Consider the following 18,244-nt stretch of genomic DNA (forward strand, 5'->3'; position numbering starts at 1 on the left):
TCCGCGCATACCGGGAGGGGGGTTCAGGCCGTCCGCTCAGACCGCCCGAAGTGCGAGATGGACCACGTCGGGCACACCTCGGGCAACGGCCACCTCTTCCGTCCGAACCCTGCTGAACCCGGCATTCCGCAAGGCCTGTTCGAAGGCCGGCGACGGCTGCGCGGACCAGACGGCGAGCACTCCGCCCGGCGCCAGCCGGTCGTGGCAGTGCGCCAGGCCGGCGGGGGAGTAGAGGCTTCCGTTGTCCTCCGTGACGGTCCAGTCCGGCCCGTTGTCGATGTCCAGGCACAGGGCGTCGTAACGCTCCGTGGTGGTACGGAGGTGGGCGACGAGATCCGTGTGGAGGATCCCGGTCCGGGGGTCGGCCAGCGCCGGCCCGGAGATCCGGTCCAGCGGCCCGGTCAGGTGCCAGTCCACGATCGCCTGCTCCCGCTCCACGACCACGATCCGGCCCCAGCGCTCCTCCTCGGCGGCCCGCACCAGCGAGAACCCGACGCCCAGGCCGCCGATCAGCACCGAGGGGCCGGTGCGCTCGGCGGGCAGGGCGGCCAGCGCGGCGTCGATCAGCAGCCGCTCGGAGCGCCCGTCGGAGGTGTCCATCAGGAAGCAGCCGTTGGCGATGATCTCGAAGTGCTCCCCGCGCTCCCGCAGCACGACTTCGCCGAAGGGCCCCTCGCGGCGGTCGAGGACGACGGGGGTGCCGACGGAACGCGTCGGCAACGGGTCGCGTGCGGGCATGGCGCGCATCGGGTGCATCGCGGGCATCGTCTGGCTCTCCGGTCTCCGGTTGTAGCGGTCGGTATCCGTCATCCTGGCCCGCCGCCCGGACCGAGGGCCAGCGAGTTCCCTCTTCCGGGGTGGGGAACAACGGCCCGCCCGGTGGCGCTCCACAGACGGAGGACCGCCCCGGGGCCCGCCCGTCGGGAAAGCGTGAAGGGTGGTGCGGAGCCGCCTCGGGAGCGTCTGATCGCTCAGAGCGAACAAGCGGTGGGGAACATTCGGCGGCTCAGGAGCATTGAGTCCACATAGCTCAACTTGCCTGCCGAAGGGGAGATCATGACTCACGAGTCCGAGGCGTTCACACCGATCGACCTGCCCGTGCTGCCGCTCGACGACGAGGTCGTCCTGCCCGGCATGGTGGTGCCGCTCGACCTGTCCGACACCGAGGTGCGCGCCGCCGTCGAGGCCGCGCAGGCCGCCGCCCGTCCCGGCGGGGGCAAGCCCCAGGTGCTGCTGGTCCCGCGGGTCGACGGGACGTACACGGGGACCGGTGTCCTCGGCACCGTCGAGCAGGTCGGACGTCTGTCGGACGGCGACCCGGGCGCACTGATCCGGGCCCGCGACCGGGTCCGCATCGGCGCCGGGACCAGTGGGCCCGGCCGGGCGCTCTGGGTCGAGGGGACCGTGCTCGAAACCGCCGCCCCCGACCCCCTGCCCGGATCCGCCGCCGAGCTGGTCAAGGAGTACAAGGCGCTCGCCACCAGCTGGCTGAAGAAGCGCGGCGCCTGGCAGGTCGTGGACCGGGTCCAGCAGATCGACGACCTCTCCGCGCTCGCCGACAACTCCGGATACTCGCCGTTCCTCACCACCGCCCAGAAGGTCCAGCTCCTGGAGACCGTGGACCCGATCGCCCGGCTGAAGCTCGCCATCCAGTGGCTGAGCGAGCACCTCGCCGAGCAGGACGTGGCCGAATCCATCGCCAAGGACGTGCAGGACGGCGTCGACAAGCAGCAGCGCGAATTCCTGCTGCGCCGCCAGCTGGACGCCGTGCGCAAGGAACTCTCCGAGCTCAACGGCGACCCGGAGGACGAGTCCGACGACTACCGGGCCCGGGTCGAGGCCGCCGACCTCCCCGAGCACGTCCGCGAGGCCGCGCTCAAGGAGGTCGAGAAGCTGGAGCGGTCCAGCGACCAGTCGCCCGAGGGCTCCTGGATCCGCACCTGGCTGGATACCGTCCTCGAACTGCCCTGGACCGAGCGGACCGAGGACGCCTATGACATCCGCGGCGCCCAGCAGATCCTGGACGCCGAGCACGCCGGCCTCGCCGACGTGAAGGAGCGCATCACCGAGTACCTCGCGGTGCGCAAGCGCCGTGCCGACCGGGGGCTGGGCGTGGTGGGCGGTCGCCGCGGCGGCGCGGTGCTGGCCCTCGTCGGCCCGCCCGGCGTCGGCAAGACCTCCCTCGGCGAGTCCGTCGCACACGCCATGGGCCGCAAGTTCGTCCGGGTCGCGCTCGGCGGTGTCCGGGACGAGGCGGAGATCCGCGGCCACCGGCGTACGTACGTGGGCGCGCTCCCCGGCCGTATCGTGCGGGCCATCAAGGAGGCCGGTTCGATGAACCCGGTCGTCCTGCTCGACGAGATCGACAAGGTCGGCTCCGACTTCCGGGGCGACCCGGCCGCCGCTCTCCTGGAAGTCCTCGACCCGGCCCAGAACCACACCTTCCGCGACCACTACCTGGAGGTCGAGCTCGACCTCAGCGACGTGGTCTTCCTCGCCACCGCCAACGTGCTCGACGCTATCCCGGAGGCCCTGCTCGACCGCATGGAGCTGGTCCGCCTCGACGGCTACACCGAGGACGAGAAGGTCGTCATCGCCCGGGACCACCTGCTCCCGCGCCAGCTGGAGCGGGCGGGCCTGGAGAAGGACGAGGTCGCCTTGGAGGAGTCGGCGCTGCGCAAGCTGGCCGGCGAGTACACCCGCGAGGCGGGCGTACGGAATCTGGAGCGGGCGGTGGCCCGGCTGCTCCGCAAGGTCGCGGCCCAGCACGAACTGGGCGACCGCGAGCTGCCGTTCGCGGTGACCGACGCGGATCTGCGCGGCCTCATCGGCCGCCCGCACCACGTGCCCGAGTCCGCCCAGGACCCGGCCGAGCGCCGCACCGCGGTGCCGGGCGTGGCCACCGGGCTCGCGGTGACCGGGGCGGGCGGTGACGTCCTCTTCGTCGAGGCGTCGCTCGCCGACCCGGAGACCGGGGCGTCCGGACTGACCCTGACCGGTCAGCTCGGGGACGTCATGAAGGAGTCGGCGCAGATCGCGCTGAGCTTCCTGCGGTCGCACGGCGCGGAGCTGGAGCTGCCGGTCGCGGACCTCAAGGACCGGGGCGTGCACATCCACTTCCCGGCGGGCGGCATCCCCAAGGACGGCCCGAGCGCCGGCATCACGCTGACGACCGCGCTGGCCTCGCTGCTCTCCGGACGCCTCGTCCGTACGGATGTGGCGATGACCGGTGAGGTGTCGCTGACCGGACGGGTGCTGCCGATCGGTGGCCTCAAGCAGAAGCTGCTGGCCGCCCACCGGGCGGGCATCACCACCGTGGTGATCCCCCAGCGCAACGAGGCCGACCTGGACGACGTCCCGGCCGAGGTGCTGGAGAAGCTGGACGTCCACCCGGTCACCGACGTCCGCCAGGTGCTGGAGATCGCCCTCGCCCCGGCGTCGGCCCGGGTGGAGGACAGGATCCCGGCCGCGGCCTGACCGCCACGCTGTGACGGACCGCGCGAGCCCGGCCTGATCCGAACGAGAGGCCCCGGGTGCCCGACCGGTACGGACGGCCCGCTTCCCAACGGGGGCGGGCCGTTCCGCGTGCCGCGCGTGCCGGTCAGGGGCGGTAGATCGTGCCCGGCTCCGGCACGGCCGGGGCCATCAGCTCGGGGACGGTCACCAAGGTGTAGCCGTCCTTCTGGAGCGCGTCGATGATCCCGGGCACGGCGGGGACGGTGCCCTTGTAGATGTCGTGCAGCAGGATGACGCCGTCCTTGCTCGCCTGGTCCAGGATCCGCTTCTTGATCAGCGCGGAGTCGTTCGTCGAGTAGTCCTTGGCGGTGGCGCTCCACAGGACCTGGGAGAGCCCCAGGTCCTTGCTGATGTCCGAGACCGTGTCGTCGGTGCGGCCCTGCGGCGGGCGCATCAGCCGGGGCTTCTTGCCGGTGATCTTCTCGATGGCCAGCTGTGTCTTCTCCAGCTCGGCGCGTATCTCGTCCGGCTTCTGGTCGGTCAGCACCTTGTGCGTCCAGGTGTGGTTGGCGACCTCATGGCCCTCGTCCTCGATGCGCTGCACCACGTCGGGGTGCTTGATGACGTGGTGCTTGCCCAGCAGGAAGAAGGTGGCGTGCACCTTCTTCTCCTTCAGGATGTCCAGCAGCCTCGGGGTGTCCTTGCCCGGGCCCGCGTCGAAGGTCAGGGCGATGCACTTGGCCTTGCGGCAGTTCACCGGCCCGAAGGAGCCCTTGGCGTCGGGGGCCGCCTCGCCGCGTGCCGAGCCCGGCGCCGTGGTGTCCATGGAGCAGCCGCTCACCGCCAGTGTGAGCGCCGTCACCAGCGCCGCGGTCAACCCCATCTTGGACAACGGCATCTTTCTGGGCACGACACATCACTCCTCTGCGCGGGAAATTCCGCACAGGTGTGCGGTACGCCGAGGACTATACATAGAGCGTATACACGGCGTGTATAGAGGGGGCCGGGTTGGCTGCCCGATATGGTGTGCCCATGTCATTAGCTGTCGTCGGTGACGCTACGCACGTAGACCCGGGGTGCGGAGGGGGACCAGGCCGCCGCCGTTGGTCTACTCCTGCGAAATACTGGCCGAACTGCGGCATTGACCGGCCGCGGAAGAAGCTTTCATCGGCAGGAAACCGTACGAGGGGTACTGACGTGCGCGGGAACGACAGCGAGCCGGAGCCGGGCGCGACGGACGGAAGTGGTGTGGACCACGAATTTCTGGCACTGGAGCGAGAATTGGCGGTGTTTCTGCGCCGGGCGCGCGCCACCTCGGGCGACATGGCCCGGGAGGTCCACCCCGAACTGGAGCCCGCCGCCTACGGCCTGCTCGTCCGCCTGGAGGCGGCCGGCCGGCAGCGGGCCACCGAGCTGGCCGCCTACTTCGGCGTCGGCAAGGCCACCATGAGCCGCCAGCTGCACTCCCTGGAGAAGCTCGGGCTCGTGGCCCGCGAACCCGACCCGGCCGACGGGCGGGCCTGGCTCGTCCACCTCACCGACGACGGCCTGGCCCGCTTCCGCAGTGTCCGGGACGCCCGCCGGGGGCGCTACGTGCGCAAACTGGCCGACTGGGACCGGGCCGAGGTCGCCGAGCTGGCCCGGCTCCTGCACCAGCTGAACGCCCGCGCCGAGAGCTGAGCCGCCCGCCGCCTTCCGCCCGCCGTCCGTCGTGCTCAGTCCAGCTCCACCAGGAGCGCGGTGGCGTCGTCGTGCGTCTTGCCGTGCCTCAGCCGTACGCGCCCGGCCGCCGCGTCGGCGGTCTCCAGCTCCCGCACCCGGTCGATCAGGCTCTGCGGCCCGGCCTTCCGCAGCAGCCCCATCGTGTCCGTCCAGTCGCCCTCGCCGAACACCTCGGTCCACCGGGTCGCGCCGTCCGTGAGCGCGGCGAGGGCCCGGACGCCGGCCGCCGGGGTGCTGCCCGTCACCGCGCGCGCCGCCACCGCGGGATCGGCCGCCGCGGTGAAGAAGCCGCCCTCCTTGTTGCGCACCGTGGCATCGGCGATCTCGTTCGAGGCGAGCGAGCCCGGCGGCAGCCGGTCCAGCCGGTCGTCGAGGACGGCCCGGACCGTGCCGTCGGGGGACTCCAGCAGCAGGGCCGAGTCGGAGAGCACCAGGTGTTCGATCACGCGTTCGTCCCAGCGGGCCAGCACCACGGTCGCCTGAGGCGTCCGTACGTGAGAAAGGTCACAGGTGGTTCGGTGCGTGTCGGCTGTACGGGAGATGGCCTCGGCCAGGACCTCGGTCAGGGGCAGGTCGGGGCGGGAACCGGACAGTTCCACCAGCGCGCCGCCGAGCCGTGCGGTGAACCACGGGACCGAGTGCACACAACCGTCGTCCCCCGGTGGCGGGGTGACGCCGTCGAGCAGGACCAGTACGCCGCCCTGGCCGGACGCGGGAAGGGCCCCGGAGGTCCAGTCCTCGTTGGGGCGTTCGGGGCTTCCGGGCGCGGTGGCGAGTTCGATGCGCATACCGTCAGTCTGCACGAGCCCTTCACCTTCTCCCCACGCGACCGGAAATGGCCTGTACCAGCAGGTCAAACGCGGGCGCAGGGCGGAAGGGACGGCTCCGGAGCGATGCGGGCGGGCATCCTGCCAAAGGCGGAGCGGAAGTTCCACCCCAAGGTCCACGCATGGTCAGGGGCGCACCAGGGGAGACTTGTTCGCCAACTCAAGAGTGATGTTCACTCCTTCGAGTGGCGGAGCGGTTGATGCGCGCCCCCCTCTCAAAAGCGCTGGAATGGTCAGAAGCCGTACCAGGAGCGGGGCGCCCTTCCATGTGACCGTGCGTCACCTCTGCTTCAAGGGTGGACGAGTCAAGATTGCGAGCACCGGTGCAGAAGAAGCGGCCGCGGAGCAAGGGCACGACGCGCGACGGTTCCGGGGCGACGCCTCCGGCACCCGGCGCGGACAAGCGGACCGTGCGGGTACGCAGCCGACTGGTCGCCGGAGTCGCGGTCGTCGGCGTCATCGTCATAGCGGCGGGCGCCCCCGCCGTGCTCGGGGCCTCCGCTGATCTGACCGAGTCCCAGCGGCTGGTCACCCTCGCCGAGCTGAACCAGCAGGCGGTCACCCTCGGGCACTCCCTCGCCGACGAGCGCGACGCCATCACCGCGTACATCGCCGATGGCCGCGACGAGAAGGATGACGACGGCGCGAAGAACCGCACCGCCCGGACCACCCGCGTCGACCAGCAGATCGACGAGATCCACGAGGCGGCCTCCGCGGCCCTGCGCCGCGACCTCTCGACGGTTCCCTCGCTGCGCCGGGCAGCGCTGACCGGCAAGGGGTCGGCCCTGGAGGCGCACCAGGCGTACTCCGACGTCATCGCCAAGCTGCACGGCATCGCCGCCGAACTGGCGGAGAAGACCCCGCCGCGCGCCGCCGACGCCAGCCGGGCCCCGCTCACCCTCGGCGGCGCGTCCGAACAGGCCTCCGCCACCCGCGGGCTCCTCCTCGCAGCGCTCGCCGTGCCGAGCCCCGAGCCGCAGGCTCAGACGGACCCCTTCACCGGGCTCCCCGTGGCGCCCCAGGACGAGGGCGACACCCGGGCCGGCCGCGAACGCGACGAGCTGAGCGCCGCCGCCCAGCAGGCCCGCGTCCGGGAGCTGGCCGCGCTGGCCGACTTCGACCAGGCGGCCGACCCAGAGGCCCGCGACAAGCTCTCCGCCACCGTCACGGGAGCCGAGGTCAACAACGCGGAGAAGTACCTCACCCGCCTCACCGACCGACCCGAGCTGTCGGAGGCGGAGCGCAGGATCAGCCCCAGGAAGCTGGAGGCCGCGCTCTCCGCCCGCGTCGACCGGATGCGCAGCGTCGAGTCGGCCCTGACCACCGGCCAGGTCCAGCACCTGGAGGGCCTCCGCGACGACGACGTCACCGCCCTCGAACTGAGCATCGCCCTGCTCGGCGGCTGCTTCCTGCTCGCCGTCGGCGTCTCCACCGCCGTCGCCCGCACCCTCACCCAGCCGCTCGCCGTCCTGCGCATCGGCGCCGCGCGCCTCGCCGAGGACCCCGAGGGCGCCGAACCGGTCCGCTACACCGGCCGCAACGACGAGTTCGCCCAGGTCGTCCGGTCGATGAACTCCCTGCACGGCAGGCTCACCACCCTCCACCAGGACCTCGGCGGACGCGTCGAGAGCCTCACCGGCGAACGGTCCAAGCTGATCGCGGGCCGCGAGACCCTCGTCACCCAGCGGGCCGAACTCCAGACGCGGGCCACCGAGCTGGCCACCCAGCTGGAGCAGCTGAGGAACACGGTCAACCACACCTTCGTCAACCTCTCGCTGCGCACCCTCGGACTGGTCGAGCGGCAGCTCGGCGTCATCGAGGCCCTGGAGGAGCGCGAGCAGGACCCGGAGCGCCTGGCCACCCTGTTCAAGCTGGACCACATGGCCACGGTCATGCGCCGCCACAGCGAGAACATGCTCGTCCTCGCCGGCGCCGAGCACGGCCACGGCCACGCCGGGCCGATCCCGCTGGTCGACGTGGCGCGCGCGGCCGTCAGCGAGATCGAGCGGTACGAGCGGGTCACCATCCAGTCCCTGCCGCCGCACGCCCAGATCGCCGGGTTCGCCGCCGACGACCTCAGTCACCTCCTCGCCGAACTCCTGGAGAACGCGACCTCCTTCTCGCCGCCCGACTCCCAGGTCGAGCTGTCCGGCTGGCTGCTGGAGAGCGGCGAGGTGATGCTCTCCGTGTCGGACGCGGGCATCGGCATGTCGACGGTCCGGATGGGCGAACTCAATGCCAGGCTGGCCGACCCGGCCTCGTTCGAGCCGGGGGAGCGGCACATCGACATGACCGGGGCCGGACTCGGCCTCCAGGTCACGTCGTTGCTGGCCGCCCGGCACGGAGTGCGGGTCCAGTTGCGCGAGCAGAAGGGGAGTGGTGTGACGGCCGTCGTCGTGCTGCCGAGCGCCCTGCTGCCGAACTCCCTGCCCGCCTCCTCGCCGCCCGCCGTGCAGCTTCCCGGTGACGCGCCCACGCTCAACCTCCCGGGCTCGGTGGCGGAGGCCAACTCCAACGCCCTGCCCAGCCGTTCACCGCTGCCCTCCACGGCACCCACGCCCGGCACGCCCGCCGTAGCGGAGCCGGCGCCGGTCACGGCACCGACTCCGGAGCCCGGGGCGGCGTCGGGCCCGGAAGCGGAGAGCGCCCCCGAGGCGGTCGCCGAGCCCCTGCCCGCCGTCGACCCGCTGATCGTCGCCGCCGAGCGGACGATCCGCGAGAACGCGGCAGCTGAGGGCACGGGGCCCGACGAGGACCCCGAAGCCACCGCCGTAACGCCGCAGGAGCAGGAGCAGGAGCAGGCACAACAGGCACAGGCACAGGAGCAGGAGGAGCAGGAGCAGGACGCGCGGCAGCCGGTCGCGGAGTCCGGCACCGGCACCGGGACCGAAGCCGGAGTCGTGACCGAAGCCGGTACCGGCACGGAAGCCGGGGCGGGGACCGAAGACGGGTTCGGGGCCGAAGCAGGGGGCGGGACCGAAAACGGGTCCGGAGCCGACCCGGACTCCGAGGTCACCTTGCAGGTTCGCCTCCCGAAGCCTCCCCAGGACCCTGCCGACCAGGTGGCCCCCACGGCTCCGGGCATCCCGGCGGGAGTGGACACCCCGGCCGTGCCGGGTGCCGCCGACCCGTACGCGATCGGCCCAGACCGCCACGAGCGCCCGGCCGAGACCGGCCCCGGGGACCAGGGCCCGGACGGTCCCGCGGTCCGCCCCGCCCCCCACGCCGAAGCGGCCCCGGCCCCCGCCGACACCGTCCCCGGCCCCCGCCGCCCCGAGACGGCCCGGATCACCGACAAGGGGCTGCCGAAGCGCACCCCCAAGGTGGTCCGGCCCGACTCGACCCCCGCCCCCGGTCGCACCGGCAGCCTCGACCGGGACGCCCTGCGCCGTCGGCTGGGCAGCTTCCACCAGGCGGCGGAGGAGGGCCGGCGCGATGTCGAGGCGGAGATCGCCGAGACCGGCGGCGTCACCGTCACCGGCCCCGGGGGCGTACCCACCGGGCGTACGGGGCACGAGACGACCACCGCGCACGCCACAGGCGCCGCACAGGACGCAAGGACCGCACGGACCGCCGAGACCGGCGGCCGGGCGGACGGCCGGAACGAAGAGACGGGGGACACAGTCGAGGAGGCACGCAGTTGACTGCGCCCAGCACATTCGGGCTGAGTACCGAAGCCCGGAACCTTCACTGGTTGCTGAGCAATCTCGTGGAGGAGGTGCCAGGGGTCCACTCGGTCACCGTCGTCTCGTCCGACGGCCTGATGCTGCTCTCCTCCGACCCCGGCCATCTGACCGCGAAGGCGGCCGGACCGGCCGCCGGGAAGTCGGACGGGCCCAGGGGCTCCAGCGCCGACCTGGCCACGATCGTCTCCGGCATCGGTTCGCTGACCGTCGGAGCCGCGAAGCTGATGGACGGCGGCGGCGTCAAACAGACCATGGTCGCCATGGACGATGGCAGCGTCTTCGTCATGTCGATCAGCGACGGCTCCCTCCTCGGCGTCCACGCCGCCCCGGACTGCGACATGAGCGTCGTCGCCTACCACATGGCCCTCTTCGTCGGCCGGGCCGGACACGTACTCACCCCCGAACTCCGCAGTGAGCTGCGCACATCGATGGAGAGCGCCCTGTGACCACCGCCGCCGCAGAACCCGCCCCCCGGCTCCCCGTCCGCGGGGCGGACAAACGCCCCGCCCGGGTCCGCCCGTACTCCCTCACCGGCGGTCGCACCCGGTTCGGGCACGTCCTGCTGGTCGAGACGTTCGTCGCGGCCCTCGAAGCACCCGACGAGCGCCGCGAACTCACCAACGGCAACCTCGCCTCGCGCGTGATGCCGGAGCTCCGGGCCATCGTCGAACTCTGCCGCCGGATGCGTACGGTCGCGGAGATCTCGGCCCTGTTGAAGATGCCGCTCGGAGTCGTCCGGGTGCTGCTCAGTGACTTGGCCGACCAGGGAAAGATCCGCGTGTACGGAACCGGCCACGGCGCCGGCCAGCCCGACCGCGCACTGCTCGAAAGGGTGCTCAATGGACTCCGCCGTCTCTGAGGCGCCGCTCTTCGCCCCGCGCCAGCCGGGGCCCCGGGAACAGGCCGAGGAGTCCCTCCAGGCCTGGCAGCTCGACCACACCCGCGCGCCCACCGCCACCAAGATCGTGGTGGCGGGCGGGTTCGGCGTCGGCAAGACGACGTTCGTCGGCTCGGTCTCCGAGATCACGCCGCTCCAGACCGAAGCGCTGATGACCCAGGCCAGCGAGGAGACCGACGACCTCTCCGCGACGCCCGAGAAGACCACCACCACCGTGGCCATGGACTTCGGCCGGCTCACGCTGGAGGACGACCTCGTCCTGTACGTCTTCGGCACCCCCGGTCAACAGCGCTTCTGGTTCATGTGGGACGACCTGGTGCGCGGGGCGATCGGCGCGGTCGTCCTCGCCGACACCCGGCGGCTGGAGGACTGCTTCCCCGCGCTCGACTACTTCGAGAGCTGCGGGTTGCCCTACATCGTGGCCGTCAACCACTTCGAGGGGACGCCCGGTTACGAGGCGGAGGACGTCAGGGAGGCCCTGACCGTACCCCCGCAGGTCCCGATAGTGATCATGGACGCTCGTAACAGGATCACGGTCGTCGAGTCGCTGCTCGCCCTGGTGGGCCACGCTCTCGACGCCACCCCCGTCTGAGGGCCGTCCCTCGGACCTCCTCCAGACCTCCTCGAACCAGAGACAACGGAGAGCCGCGATGCGGAAGATACTCATAGTCGGAGCCGGTCAGTCCGGGCTCCAGCTGGCCCTGGGGCTCCAGTCCAAGGGCTACGAAGTCACCCTGATGTCCAACCGCACCGCCGACGAGATCCGCACCGGCCGGGTCATGTCGACGCAGTGCATGTTCCACACCGCGCTCCAGCACGAGCGGGACTACCAGCTGAACTTCTGGGAGTCCCAGGCCCCGAAGATCGAGGGCCTCGGCGTCTCCGTCGCCGCCCCCGACTCCTCCCGCGCCATCGACTGGGTCGGCAAGCTGGACGGCTTCGCCCAGTCCGTCGACCAGCGCGTGAAGATGGCCGGCTGGATGGAGACCTTCGCCCAGCGCGGCGGCCAGCTCGTCATCCACGGGGCCGCCGTCTCCGACCTGGACTACTTCTCCCGCACCTACGACCTGGTGATGGTCTCGGCGGGCAAGGGCGAGCTGGTCTCCATGTTCGGCCGGGACGCGGCCCGTTCGCCGTTCGACGCCCCGCAGCGCGCGCTGGCCGTCGCCTACGTCCACGGCATGGGCCCGCGCCCCGAGCACCCCGAGTTCGACGCGGTCCGCTGCAACCTGGTCCCAGGCGTCGGCGAGCTGTTCGTCATGCCGACGCTCACCACCTCAGGCCGCGCCGACATCCTCTTCTGGGAGGGCGTCCCGGGCGGACCGCTCGACGCCTTCCAGGGCGTCAAGGACCCCTCCGAGCACCTGGCGAAGACGCTGGAGCTCATGGAGAAGTTCACGCCCTGGGAGTACGCCCGCGCCACCAAGGTCGAGCTGACCGACGCCAACGGCACCCTCGCCGGCCGCTACGCCCCCACGGTCCGCAAGCCGATCGGGCGGCTGCCCGGCGGCGGCCTGGTCCTCGGCGTCGCGGACGTCGTCGTGGCCAACGACCCGATCACCGGCCAGGGCTCCAACTCGGCCTCCAAGTGCGCGAACGCGTACCTGGACGCGATCGTCGAGCACGGGGAGAAGGAGTTCGACGCGGCGTGGATGCAGTCCACGTTCGACCGTTACTGGGAGACCGCGCAGCACGTCACGAAGTGGACCAACGCGATGCTCGGCGTCCCGCCGGAGCACGTGCTGAACCTGATCGGCGCCGCCGGCGAGCTCCAGCCCGCCGCGGACCGCTTCGCCAACGGGTTCAACAACCCGGCGGACTTCGAGAACTTCTTCTACGAGCCGGAGAAGACGAACGCGTACCTGGCCTCGCTCACCGGCGCCTGAGCCGACCGCCCACCGCTTCGGCGGCCGGACCCGCACCGCCGGTCCGGCCGCCGAGGCGGGTCGTAGGGCCCTATGAGTCCGGCGCCGCGTCCGTGCCGTACCCGGTGTCCGCGCCGTCGCGAGCGCCCTCGGGCAGCTCGGGGGGCCTGTACGTGGACAGCGGGGCGCCGCCGGGGTCGGGACGGACGGCGCCCAGCAGCGGGTTCGACGCGAGCGGGGAGACCTTGACCTTGGTGCCGGGGCGGGGCGCCTGCACCACCAGACCGTTGCCGATGTACAGCGCCACGTGGGTCGCCTTCGGGAAGTAGATCACCAGGTCGCCCGGGCGGAGCGCGGAGACCGGCACCTTCGGCAGCCGCTTCCACTGTTCCTGCGAGGTGCGCGGGATCGTCCGGCCCGCCGCCGACCAGGCCTGGGACGTGAGTCCGGAGCAGTCGAAGGAATCGGGGCCCTCGGCGCCCCACACGTACGGCTTGCCGATCTGCCGGACCGCGTACGCGACGGCGTCGCCGCCCTGCCGGGTGGGCGGCCGGGTGGAGCTGAGCGCCCCGGAGGCCACCAGGTCGCGCTGCGCCTCGTCCACTCCCCGCTGTTCGAGAGCGGCGAGCTGGGTCATCTGCTCGTCGGAGAGCGTGGCCAGCAGCCCCTCGACCTCCTTCAGCTTGCCGCGCACGGTGTCGCGCTGCTTCTTCTGCCGGTCGGCCAGCTCCTGCTGCCGGCCCAGCGCCTTGCGGGAGGCGGCGGCCAGTCTGTCGGCCCGCCGGGCGTCGTCGGTCAACCGGTCCACCGTCGCCGCGCGGTTCGCGGCCAGCCGCCCCACGACATGGGTCTGGTCCAGGGCCCGCAGGGGATCACGGGACAGCAGCAGCCGGAGGTAGGCGGAGAACTCGGTACGCCCCTGGTACTGCTCCCGGGCCAGCCGCCCGGCGTCCCCACGGCTGCGCTCCAGTGCGGCCCGCGCCTTCGCCAGGTCCGCGGTCACCTTCTTCACCTGCGCGGTCCGCTGCTTCAGCTTCTCGGCGGTGGCGTTGTAGGTTTCGCTCGCCTCCTCCGCCGCCTGGTAGCGGGTCTGAAGCTCGCGCAGCAGGGCGGCGACGCTCCTGGGCGCCTCGGGCGCGCCGAGAGCGGTCTCGGCGTCGACCTCCGCCGCGTCGGCTTCCTCCGGAGGGTCGGACGCTTCCGATTCCTCCGGCAGGTCGGACGCGTCGGCTTCCTCCGGCGGGTCGGACGCTTCGGATTCCTCCGGCGCGTCGGGCCCGGCCGTTCCGGAGGCATCCTCGGACGGTACGGGGCCCGGCTCGGCCGGCGTGGCGGTGGCGGGGGAGACCGTGAGGGCCGCGGCCAGCGCGGTCGTGCAGACCACGCGCAGGAGCCTGCCTGACACGACAACACCTCCGTGACGGAGACGTAGCCCGACTACGGGCTCGTCCATAAATGGGCGAATCCGATAATCCGGTCACGTGGTGTCAGGTGATGCAAGCACCGGGCGGCGTGCCGTCCGGGGGACCCCCCGGACGGCGGTGGTGCGAGTGAAAAGGGTCGGACGGCCCGGCGCGGGCCTCAGGCCACCGGGAAGGCGTAGAAGGCCCTGTCCCGCTGGACGACGACGGTCTCCCCGGCGGCGAGCGCCCGGTACGACGCCCTCACCGTCGCCCCCTTCGGATCGGCCGACCCGATGTCCTGGAACTTCCACAACCGCTCGCCGTCGGCCGCCGAGAACGCCGTGACCTGGACGGCGTCGGCGGCGATCAGGGTCTTCTCGCTGCCGCTGAGCGTGAGCGACGGGGCGTTCCCGATGCCCGGCACCTCCGTGGAGCGCCGCCACACGAGCCGGCCGCTCTCCCGTTCCACCGCGCCGACCAGCCGGCTGCGCTCGGTGGTGTGGATCAGGGACCCGGCGACCAGCGGGGTGCCGAACACCGAGCCGTCGCTGCCCTCGACGCGCCACAGCGGCTTCGCCGTGTCCGTCTCGAAGGCCTGGAGATCCCTGCCGACCGCCGTGTACAGCGACCCGTCCTCGTCGCCCGCCGTGGCCGCCTCGGGAGAGGCCGCGCCGTACTGCTTGGTCCACAGCAGCTTGCCGGTCTTCTGGTCGAACGAGCGGATGGAGCCCTTCTCCTTGGCCGCCCTGACCTCGGCCGCCGTCAGGCTGACCGCGTCCTGCCGTACGAGGACGTCGGCGGAGCGTTCCACGACCACCCGGTAGGCGGGGGTGCCCGGGGCGCGGCCCGCGGGCACGGGAGTGCGCCACAGCTCCTTGCGCTGCACGATGTCGTACGCGAAGAAGTGGGCCTGGACGACCTTCTTGTCCTTGCCCTTCTTCTTGCCCTTCTTCGGCTTCGGGGCCTTCACGGTGACCGTGTGCGAACCGGTGAACCAGATGACCGGCCCGGAACTCCCGGCCAGCCGCCCGACCGCGAGGCCCGGCAGGTCGCCGAAGGCGTCCGTATAGCGCTCACGGTGCGCGACCTTGCCGTTCTTCGGGGACAGCCACAGGAACTCCGTCGGGCTCGCCACGAAGACCAGATCGGCGCCCGCCGCCAGCGCGGCCTGCCCCTTCGCCGCGTCCGCGCGCTGCCACAGCCGTTTGCCGGTGCGCAGGTCCACGGCGCTCGCCTGGCTCTCGCTGGTCATCACGAGGAGCTTGTCCCGCCATACGGCGGTGGTGAGCGGGGGCGCCTCGGAGGCCGGGTGCGCGTAGATCCAGCGCGGCTCGGGAGGCTGCCCGGGGAGCGTGCGGCGGGGCTTCGGCGCGGGTTTGTCGTCCGTCGCCACCGCGGTGTCCCCGGACCCGAGAGCGGCGACCGAACCGCCGCCCACGATCAGCCCGCCGACGGCCGCCGCCGCGATGGTCAGCAGGGTCCGGCGGCTCGCGGCGGGGTCGGGCGCCGGGGCCGGCGCCGGAGGCAGCGGCAACGACACCATCGGGCCCCCGCCCGCGCCACCGGGACCGGCGGGCCCGGCCGGGAGCGCCGCCGCGGGATACGGGGCGGGTCCGCCGTGCGTGTGGCCCGGCTGCTGCGGGGCGGCGGGCGGCGCGGATCCGGCGGGCAGGGCGGGCGGCAGCGGGTGGGGCGTCGGGACGGGGGCGGCCACCGGGGGCGCGGTGAGTTCGCCGGGGAGCGCGAGCTGGGTCGTCGGGCGGTCGTTCCGCGCGGGCCGCGGCCCGGTGTTGAGGAAGCGGGTGGTGCCCCGGTCCTCCCCGATGTCCCCGCCGCCCGCGGAGACGGGCGCGGCGGGCCCGGCGGGCGCCTGTGACGCGGGCGCGTCGACCGCCGGGGCGGGCAGCGGCCGGGCGTCCTCCGGGGCGGGCAGCGGCCGGGCGTCCTCCGGTTCGGGCAGCGGCCGGGCGTCGTCCGGTTCCGGGCGCGCGTCGGCGCTCCCGGCCCGGGTGGCGTCCGTACGGGGGTCCTGCGGCCGGGCGTCCCCGGGTCCCGGGGCCACGGGGGCGGCCCCGGGCTCCTGGGGCGCGGGTGCGTCCACCGCGGCGGGCGTCTCCACCTCGGGCGCGGGCCGTGGCCGGGCGTCCTCCGGTTCCAGGGCACTCTCCGGCTGAGCGCCCTTCTCCGGTCCGGCCGCCCCGGCAGCCCCCTCCGGCCCGTGCTCCGGGCCCTCCTCCGGCACCTCAAGGGCCAGGACCCGCGCCTCCTGGTCCGCGACCGCCGCCGCGAGCCGTTCGGGGAGCCAGCCGCCCCGGGCGAGGCCCGCCGCCCCCTCCAGGGCCAGCTCGGCGGCGACCGTGCCGGCGGTGGGCCGCTCGGCCGGGTCCTTCGCCAGGCAGTTGGTGATCAGTGCGCGCAACGCCTCCGGGACGGCGTCGAGTTCGGGCTCGTCCCCGGCGATCCGGCGGGCGGCCTCCTCGGCCGGGCCCTCCGTGAACGGGGTCGTTCCGGTCGCCGCGTACGCCAGCAGCAGCCCCAGCACGAACAGGTCGGAGGCGGCGCAGACCTCCTTGCCCTCGATCTGCTCGGGCGTCAGATAGCCGAGCCGCACCGAAAGCTGGCCGCCCGGCCCGGCCTGGGCCGAGGCCGCCGCGCCCAGCGGGCCGAAGGCGGTGAGGCGGGGTCCGTCGGCGGCCAGCAGCACCGTGCCGGGGGCCAGCCCCTGGAGCACGGCCCCGGCGGCGTGCACCCGGGAGAGGATCTCGGCGATGCCCGCGCCCAGTATCCGCAGCGCCCGCTCGTCCAGCGGACCGGCGATCCCGATCGCCTCGGCCAGCGGCAGCGCGGGGACGTAACCCGCCGCCGTCCACAGGGGTTCCGGCCCCTCCGCCGGGGCCTCCGCTTCCTCGCCGGTGTCCAGGGGTGCGGCCACCCAGCCGCCCGCGAGGCGTTCGGCGGTGCGCGCCTCGGCCTGGAAGCGGCGGCGGTACGCCGGCAGGCCGGCCAGCTCCGGGCGCGCGGCGGTGATGAGGGCCACCTCGTCGGAGGCGGTGTCCCGCGCCACGTACCGCACCGCGCTCGCGCCTTCGTGGAAGCGGGCCAGTGCGGTGAAACGGCCGAAGCGGCGTGGATCGTCCTGACGCAGCGCCTCCATGGCGCACCCCCCTTGTGACCGTCCTACGGCGACCGGGTGACCCGTCCTCCGGCGCCTGACCGTCGATCTTAGGGCCTGGACCCCACGGGCGGTCGCCCGCCGCTCAGTCGCGGTCCGGGGTGCTCGGGGGAGTCCTGGACCAGGGCCACTTGAGGGTACGGTGCTCGCGGCCCCCGGGGGCGTACTCGTACACCCAGCCGCGCTGGAGCCCGAGCCGCCTGGTGTAGCCGGCCGGGACCCGCTGGTAGGCGTACACAGTGGCGGGGCCGCCGTCGGGCGAGGGCACAGGGACCTCGTACCACTTCGGCGGATGGCCGGTCGGGCCGAGCAGGATCGGCAGGACCCGGCCGTCCAGGGGGCCGCCTCGGAAAGGGGTGTTCTCGCTCTTCACCCGGTCAGTCTGACGCAGCGGCGGCGGGCAGCAGGTGCACCGCCTCCGCGACGATCGGAATCACTCGTTCCGCCAGCTGTCCGGCCGGGCCGTCCGAGGTCTCCAGGGCCAGCAGCTCGTTCACCACCGCCGCGGTCTCCGGGTCGGTGGCGGCGGTCGCGGCGAGCAGGGCGATCAAGTGGTCGACCAGCCAGCCGCGCAGCTCGGCCGCGGCCGGCCGCTTCCCGTCGTCCAGCCAGATCAGCGAGGCCGCCTCGACGGCGGCGATCCAACTGCGCACCATCATCCGCAGTCGCGGCCCGGCGGGCTGCTCCCCGGCCCCGCCCATCCGGCCCAGGTGGCGCAGGATCTCGTCGGCCGCCGCCCGCCGCACCCCGTCCACGATCGTCGTCGTGCGGGAGGTCTCCACGACGCTGCCGCCGCGCAGCAGGGCGCTGAACCCGGTGTCGTGCTCGTCGACGAAACGCAGATAGCGGTCGAGCACCCGGGCGACCCGCTCGGTGGGCGGGCCCACCGGCGGTTCGGTGAAGCACAGCGTCAGCTCGTCGGCCGCCGAGCCGAGCGCGGCCTCGTACAACTGCTGCCGCCCGCCCGGGAAGTAGCGGTAGACGAGCGGCCGGGACACCCCGGCCGCCACCGCCACCTCGTCGAGCGAGACCTCGTCGGGCGCCCGGTGGGCGAAGAGGCCGAGCGCGGCGAGCAGCAGCTGGGCGCGGCGCTCCTCGACGCTGAGCCTGCGGTACGTCGCCCGGGGCGGCGGGACTGCGGCGGTGGAGGTCATGCCACCGACCCTAAGGCCTCTCGTTCGGATGAGGCCGGGCCCGCGGGCCCGGCGCTCCCGC

At 73.2% G+C, this 18,244-nt stretch carries 14 protein-coding genes; 7 read left to right on the plus strand and 7 right to left on the minus strand.

All coding sequences use genetic code 11. The annotated features are described in order from the left end of the window. Positions 1-36: 36 nt before the first annotated feature. On the minus strand, positions 37-747 hold the full coding sequence (locus ACH4KB_RS01830) for a spermidine synthase (RefSeq protein WP_398063320.1): 711 nt from the start codon (positions 745-747) through the stop codon (positions 37-39). A 309-nt stretch (positions 748-1,056) separates the two neighbouring features. On the opposite strand from ACH4KB_RS01830, the gene lon reads away from it, so the two are divergent. Next, entirely contained in the window at positions 1,057-3,477 is a 2,421-nt protein-coding gene (lon, locus tag ACH4KB_RS01835) for an endopeptidase La (RefSeq protein WP_398062604.1), read from the plus strand. 124 nt (positions 3,478-3,601) lie between these two features. On the opposite strand, the gene ACH4KB_RS01840 is transcribed toward lon, so the two are convergent. After that, the gene (locus tag ACH4KB_RS01840; protein WP_398063321.1) at positions 3,602-4,354 is read right to left on the minus strand and encodes a polysaccharide deacetylase family protein; all 753 of its coding nucleotides are present in this window, start codon (positions 4,352-4,354) and stop codon (positions 3,602-3,604) included. 299 nt (positions 4,355-4,653) lie between these two features. Between ACH4KB_RS01840 and ACH4KB_RS01845 the strand changes: the two genes are divergently transcribed. Beyond that, the gene (locus tag ACH4KB_RS01845; protein ID WP_398062606.1) at positions 4,654-5,136 is read left to right on the plus strand and encodes a MarR family winged helix-turn-helix transcriptional regulator; all 483 of its coding nucleotides are present in this window, start codon (positions 4,654-4,656) and stop codon (positions 5,134-5,136) included. A gap of 35 nt (positions 5,137-5,171) precedes the next feature. Here the strand turns inward: ACH4KB_RS01845 and ACH4KB_RS01850 are convergent, their stop codons facing one another. After that, positions 5,172-5,966, minus strand: a complete 795-nt coding sequence (locus ACH4KB_RS01850; RefSeq protein ID WP_398063323.1) for a hypothetical protein — start codon at positions 5,964-5,966, stop codon at positions 5,172-5,174. A gap of 362 nt (positions 5,967-6,328) precedes the next feature. Here ACH4KB_RS01850 and ACH4KB_RS01855 point away from each other — a divergent pair, with 362 nt between their 5' ends. The 5 genes from ACH4KB_RS01855 to ACH4KB_RS01875 are packed head-to-tail and all read left to right on the plus strand — an operon-like array spanning position 6,329 to position 12,475. Then, on the plus strand, positions 6,329-9,649 hold the full coding sequence (locus ACH4KB_RS01855; protein ID WP_398063325.1) for a nitrate- and nitrite sensing domain-containing protein: 3,321 nt from the start codon (positions 6,329-6,331) through the stop codon (positions 9,647-9,649). Then, entirely contained in the window at positions 9,646-10,137 is a 492-nt protein-coding gene (locus tag ACH4KB_RS01860; RefSeq protein WP_398062608.1) for a roadblock/LC7 domain-containing protein, read from the plus strand. Before ACH4KB_RS01855 ends, ACH4KB_RS01860 begins: the two co-directional genes overlap by 4 nt. Further along, a complete protein-coding gene (locus tag ACH4KB_RS01865; protein WP_003966308.1) occupies positions 10,134-10,550 on the plus strand; it encodes a DUF742 domain-containing protein in 417 nt (138 codons plus the stop codon). Before ACH4KB_RS01860 ends, ACH4KB_RS01865 begins: the two co-directional genes overlap by 4 nt. After that, positions 10,531-11,181: an ATP/GTP-binding protein gene (locus tag ACH4KB_RS01870; protein WP_265599362.1), complete on the plus strand. Its 651-nt coding sequence runs from the start codon at positions 10,531-10,533 to the stop codon at positions 11,179-11,181. Before ACH4KB_RS01865 ends, ACH4KB_RS01870 begins: the two co-directional genes overlap by 20 nt. Before the next feature lie 58 nt (positions 11,182-11,239). Next, positions 11,240-12,475 (plus strand): styrene monooxygenase/indole monooxygenase family protein, encoded by a 1,236-nt coding sequence (locus ACH4KB_RS01875; protein WP_398062610.1) that lies wholly within the window; start codon positions 11,240-11,242, stop codon positions 12,473-12,475. A 70-nt stretch (positions 12,476-12,545) separates the two neighbouring features. On the opposite strand, the gene ACH4KB_RS01880 is transcribed toward ACH4KB_RS01875, so the two are convergent. From ACH4KB_RS01880 to ACH4KB_RS01895, 4 genes are all read right to left on the minus strand, one after another. Continuing rightward, a complete protein-coding gene (locus ACH4KB_RS01880; RefSeq protein WP_398062612.1) occupies positions 12,546-13,859 on the minus strand; it encodes an NlpC/P60 family protein in 1,314 nt (437 codons plus the stop codon). Between the two features lie 176 nt (positions 13,860-14,035). Further along, positions 14,036-17,011 carry a PQQ-binding-like beta-propeller repeat protein gene (locus tag ACH4KB_RS01885; protein ID WP_398062614.1) on the minus strand — a complete coding sequence of 992 codons (2,976 nt, stop codon included), beginning with the start codon at positions 17,009-17,011 and terminating at the stop codon, positions 14,036-14,038. A 103-nt stretch (positions 17,012-17,114) separates the two neighbouring features. Then, positions 17,115-17,402 (minus strand): hypothetical protein, encoded by a 288-nt coding sequence (locus tag ACH4KB_RS01890; RefSeq protein WP_398062615.1) that lies wholly within the window; start codon positions 17,400-17,402, stop codon positions 17,115-17,117. 4 nt (positions 17,403-17,406) lie between these two features. Further along, positions 17,407-18,183, minus strand: coding sequence for a TetR/AcrR family transcriptional regulator (locus tag ACH4KB_RS01895; RefSeq protein WP_398062617.1), 777 nt, complete (start codon positions 18,181-18,183; stop codon positions 17,407-17,409). Positions 18,184-18,244 lie beyond the last annotated feature (61 nt).

It is taken from the genome of Streptomyces sp. NPDC017520, from assembly GCF_044329855.1.
Taxonomy (GTDB): Bacteria; Actinomycetota; Actinomycetes; order Streptomycetales; family Streptomycetaceae; genus Streptomyces.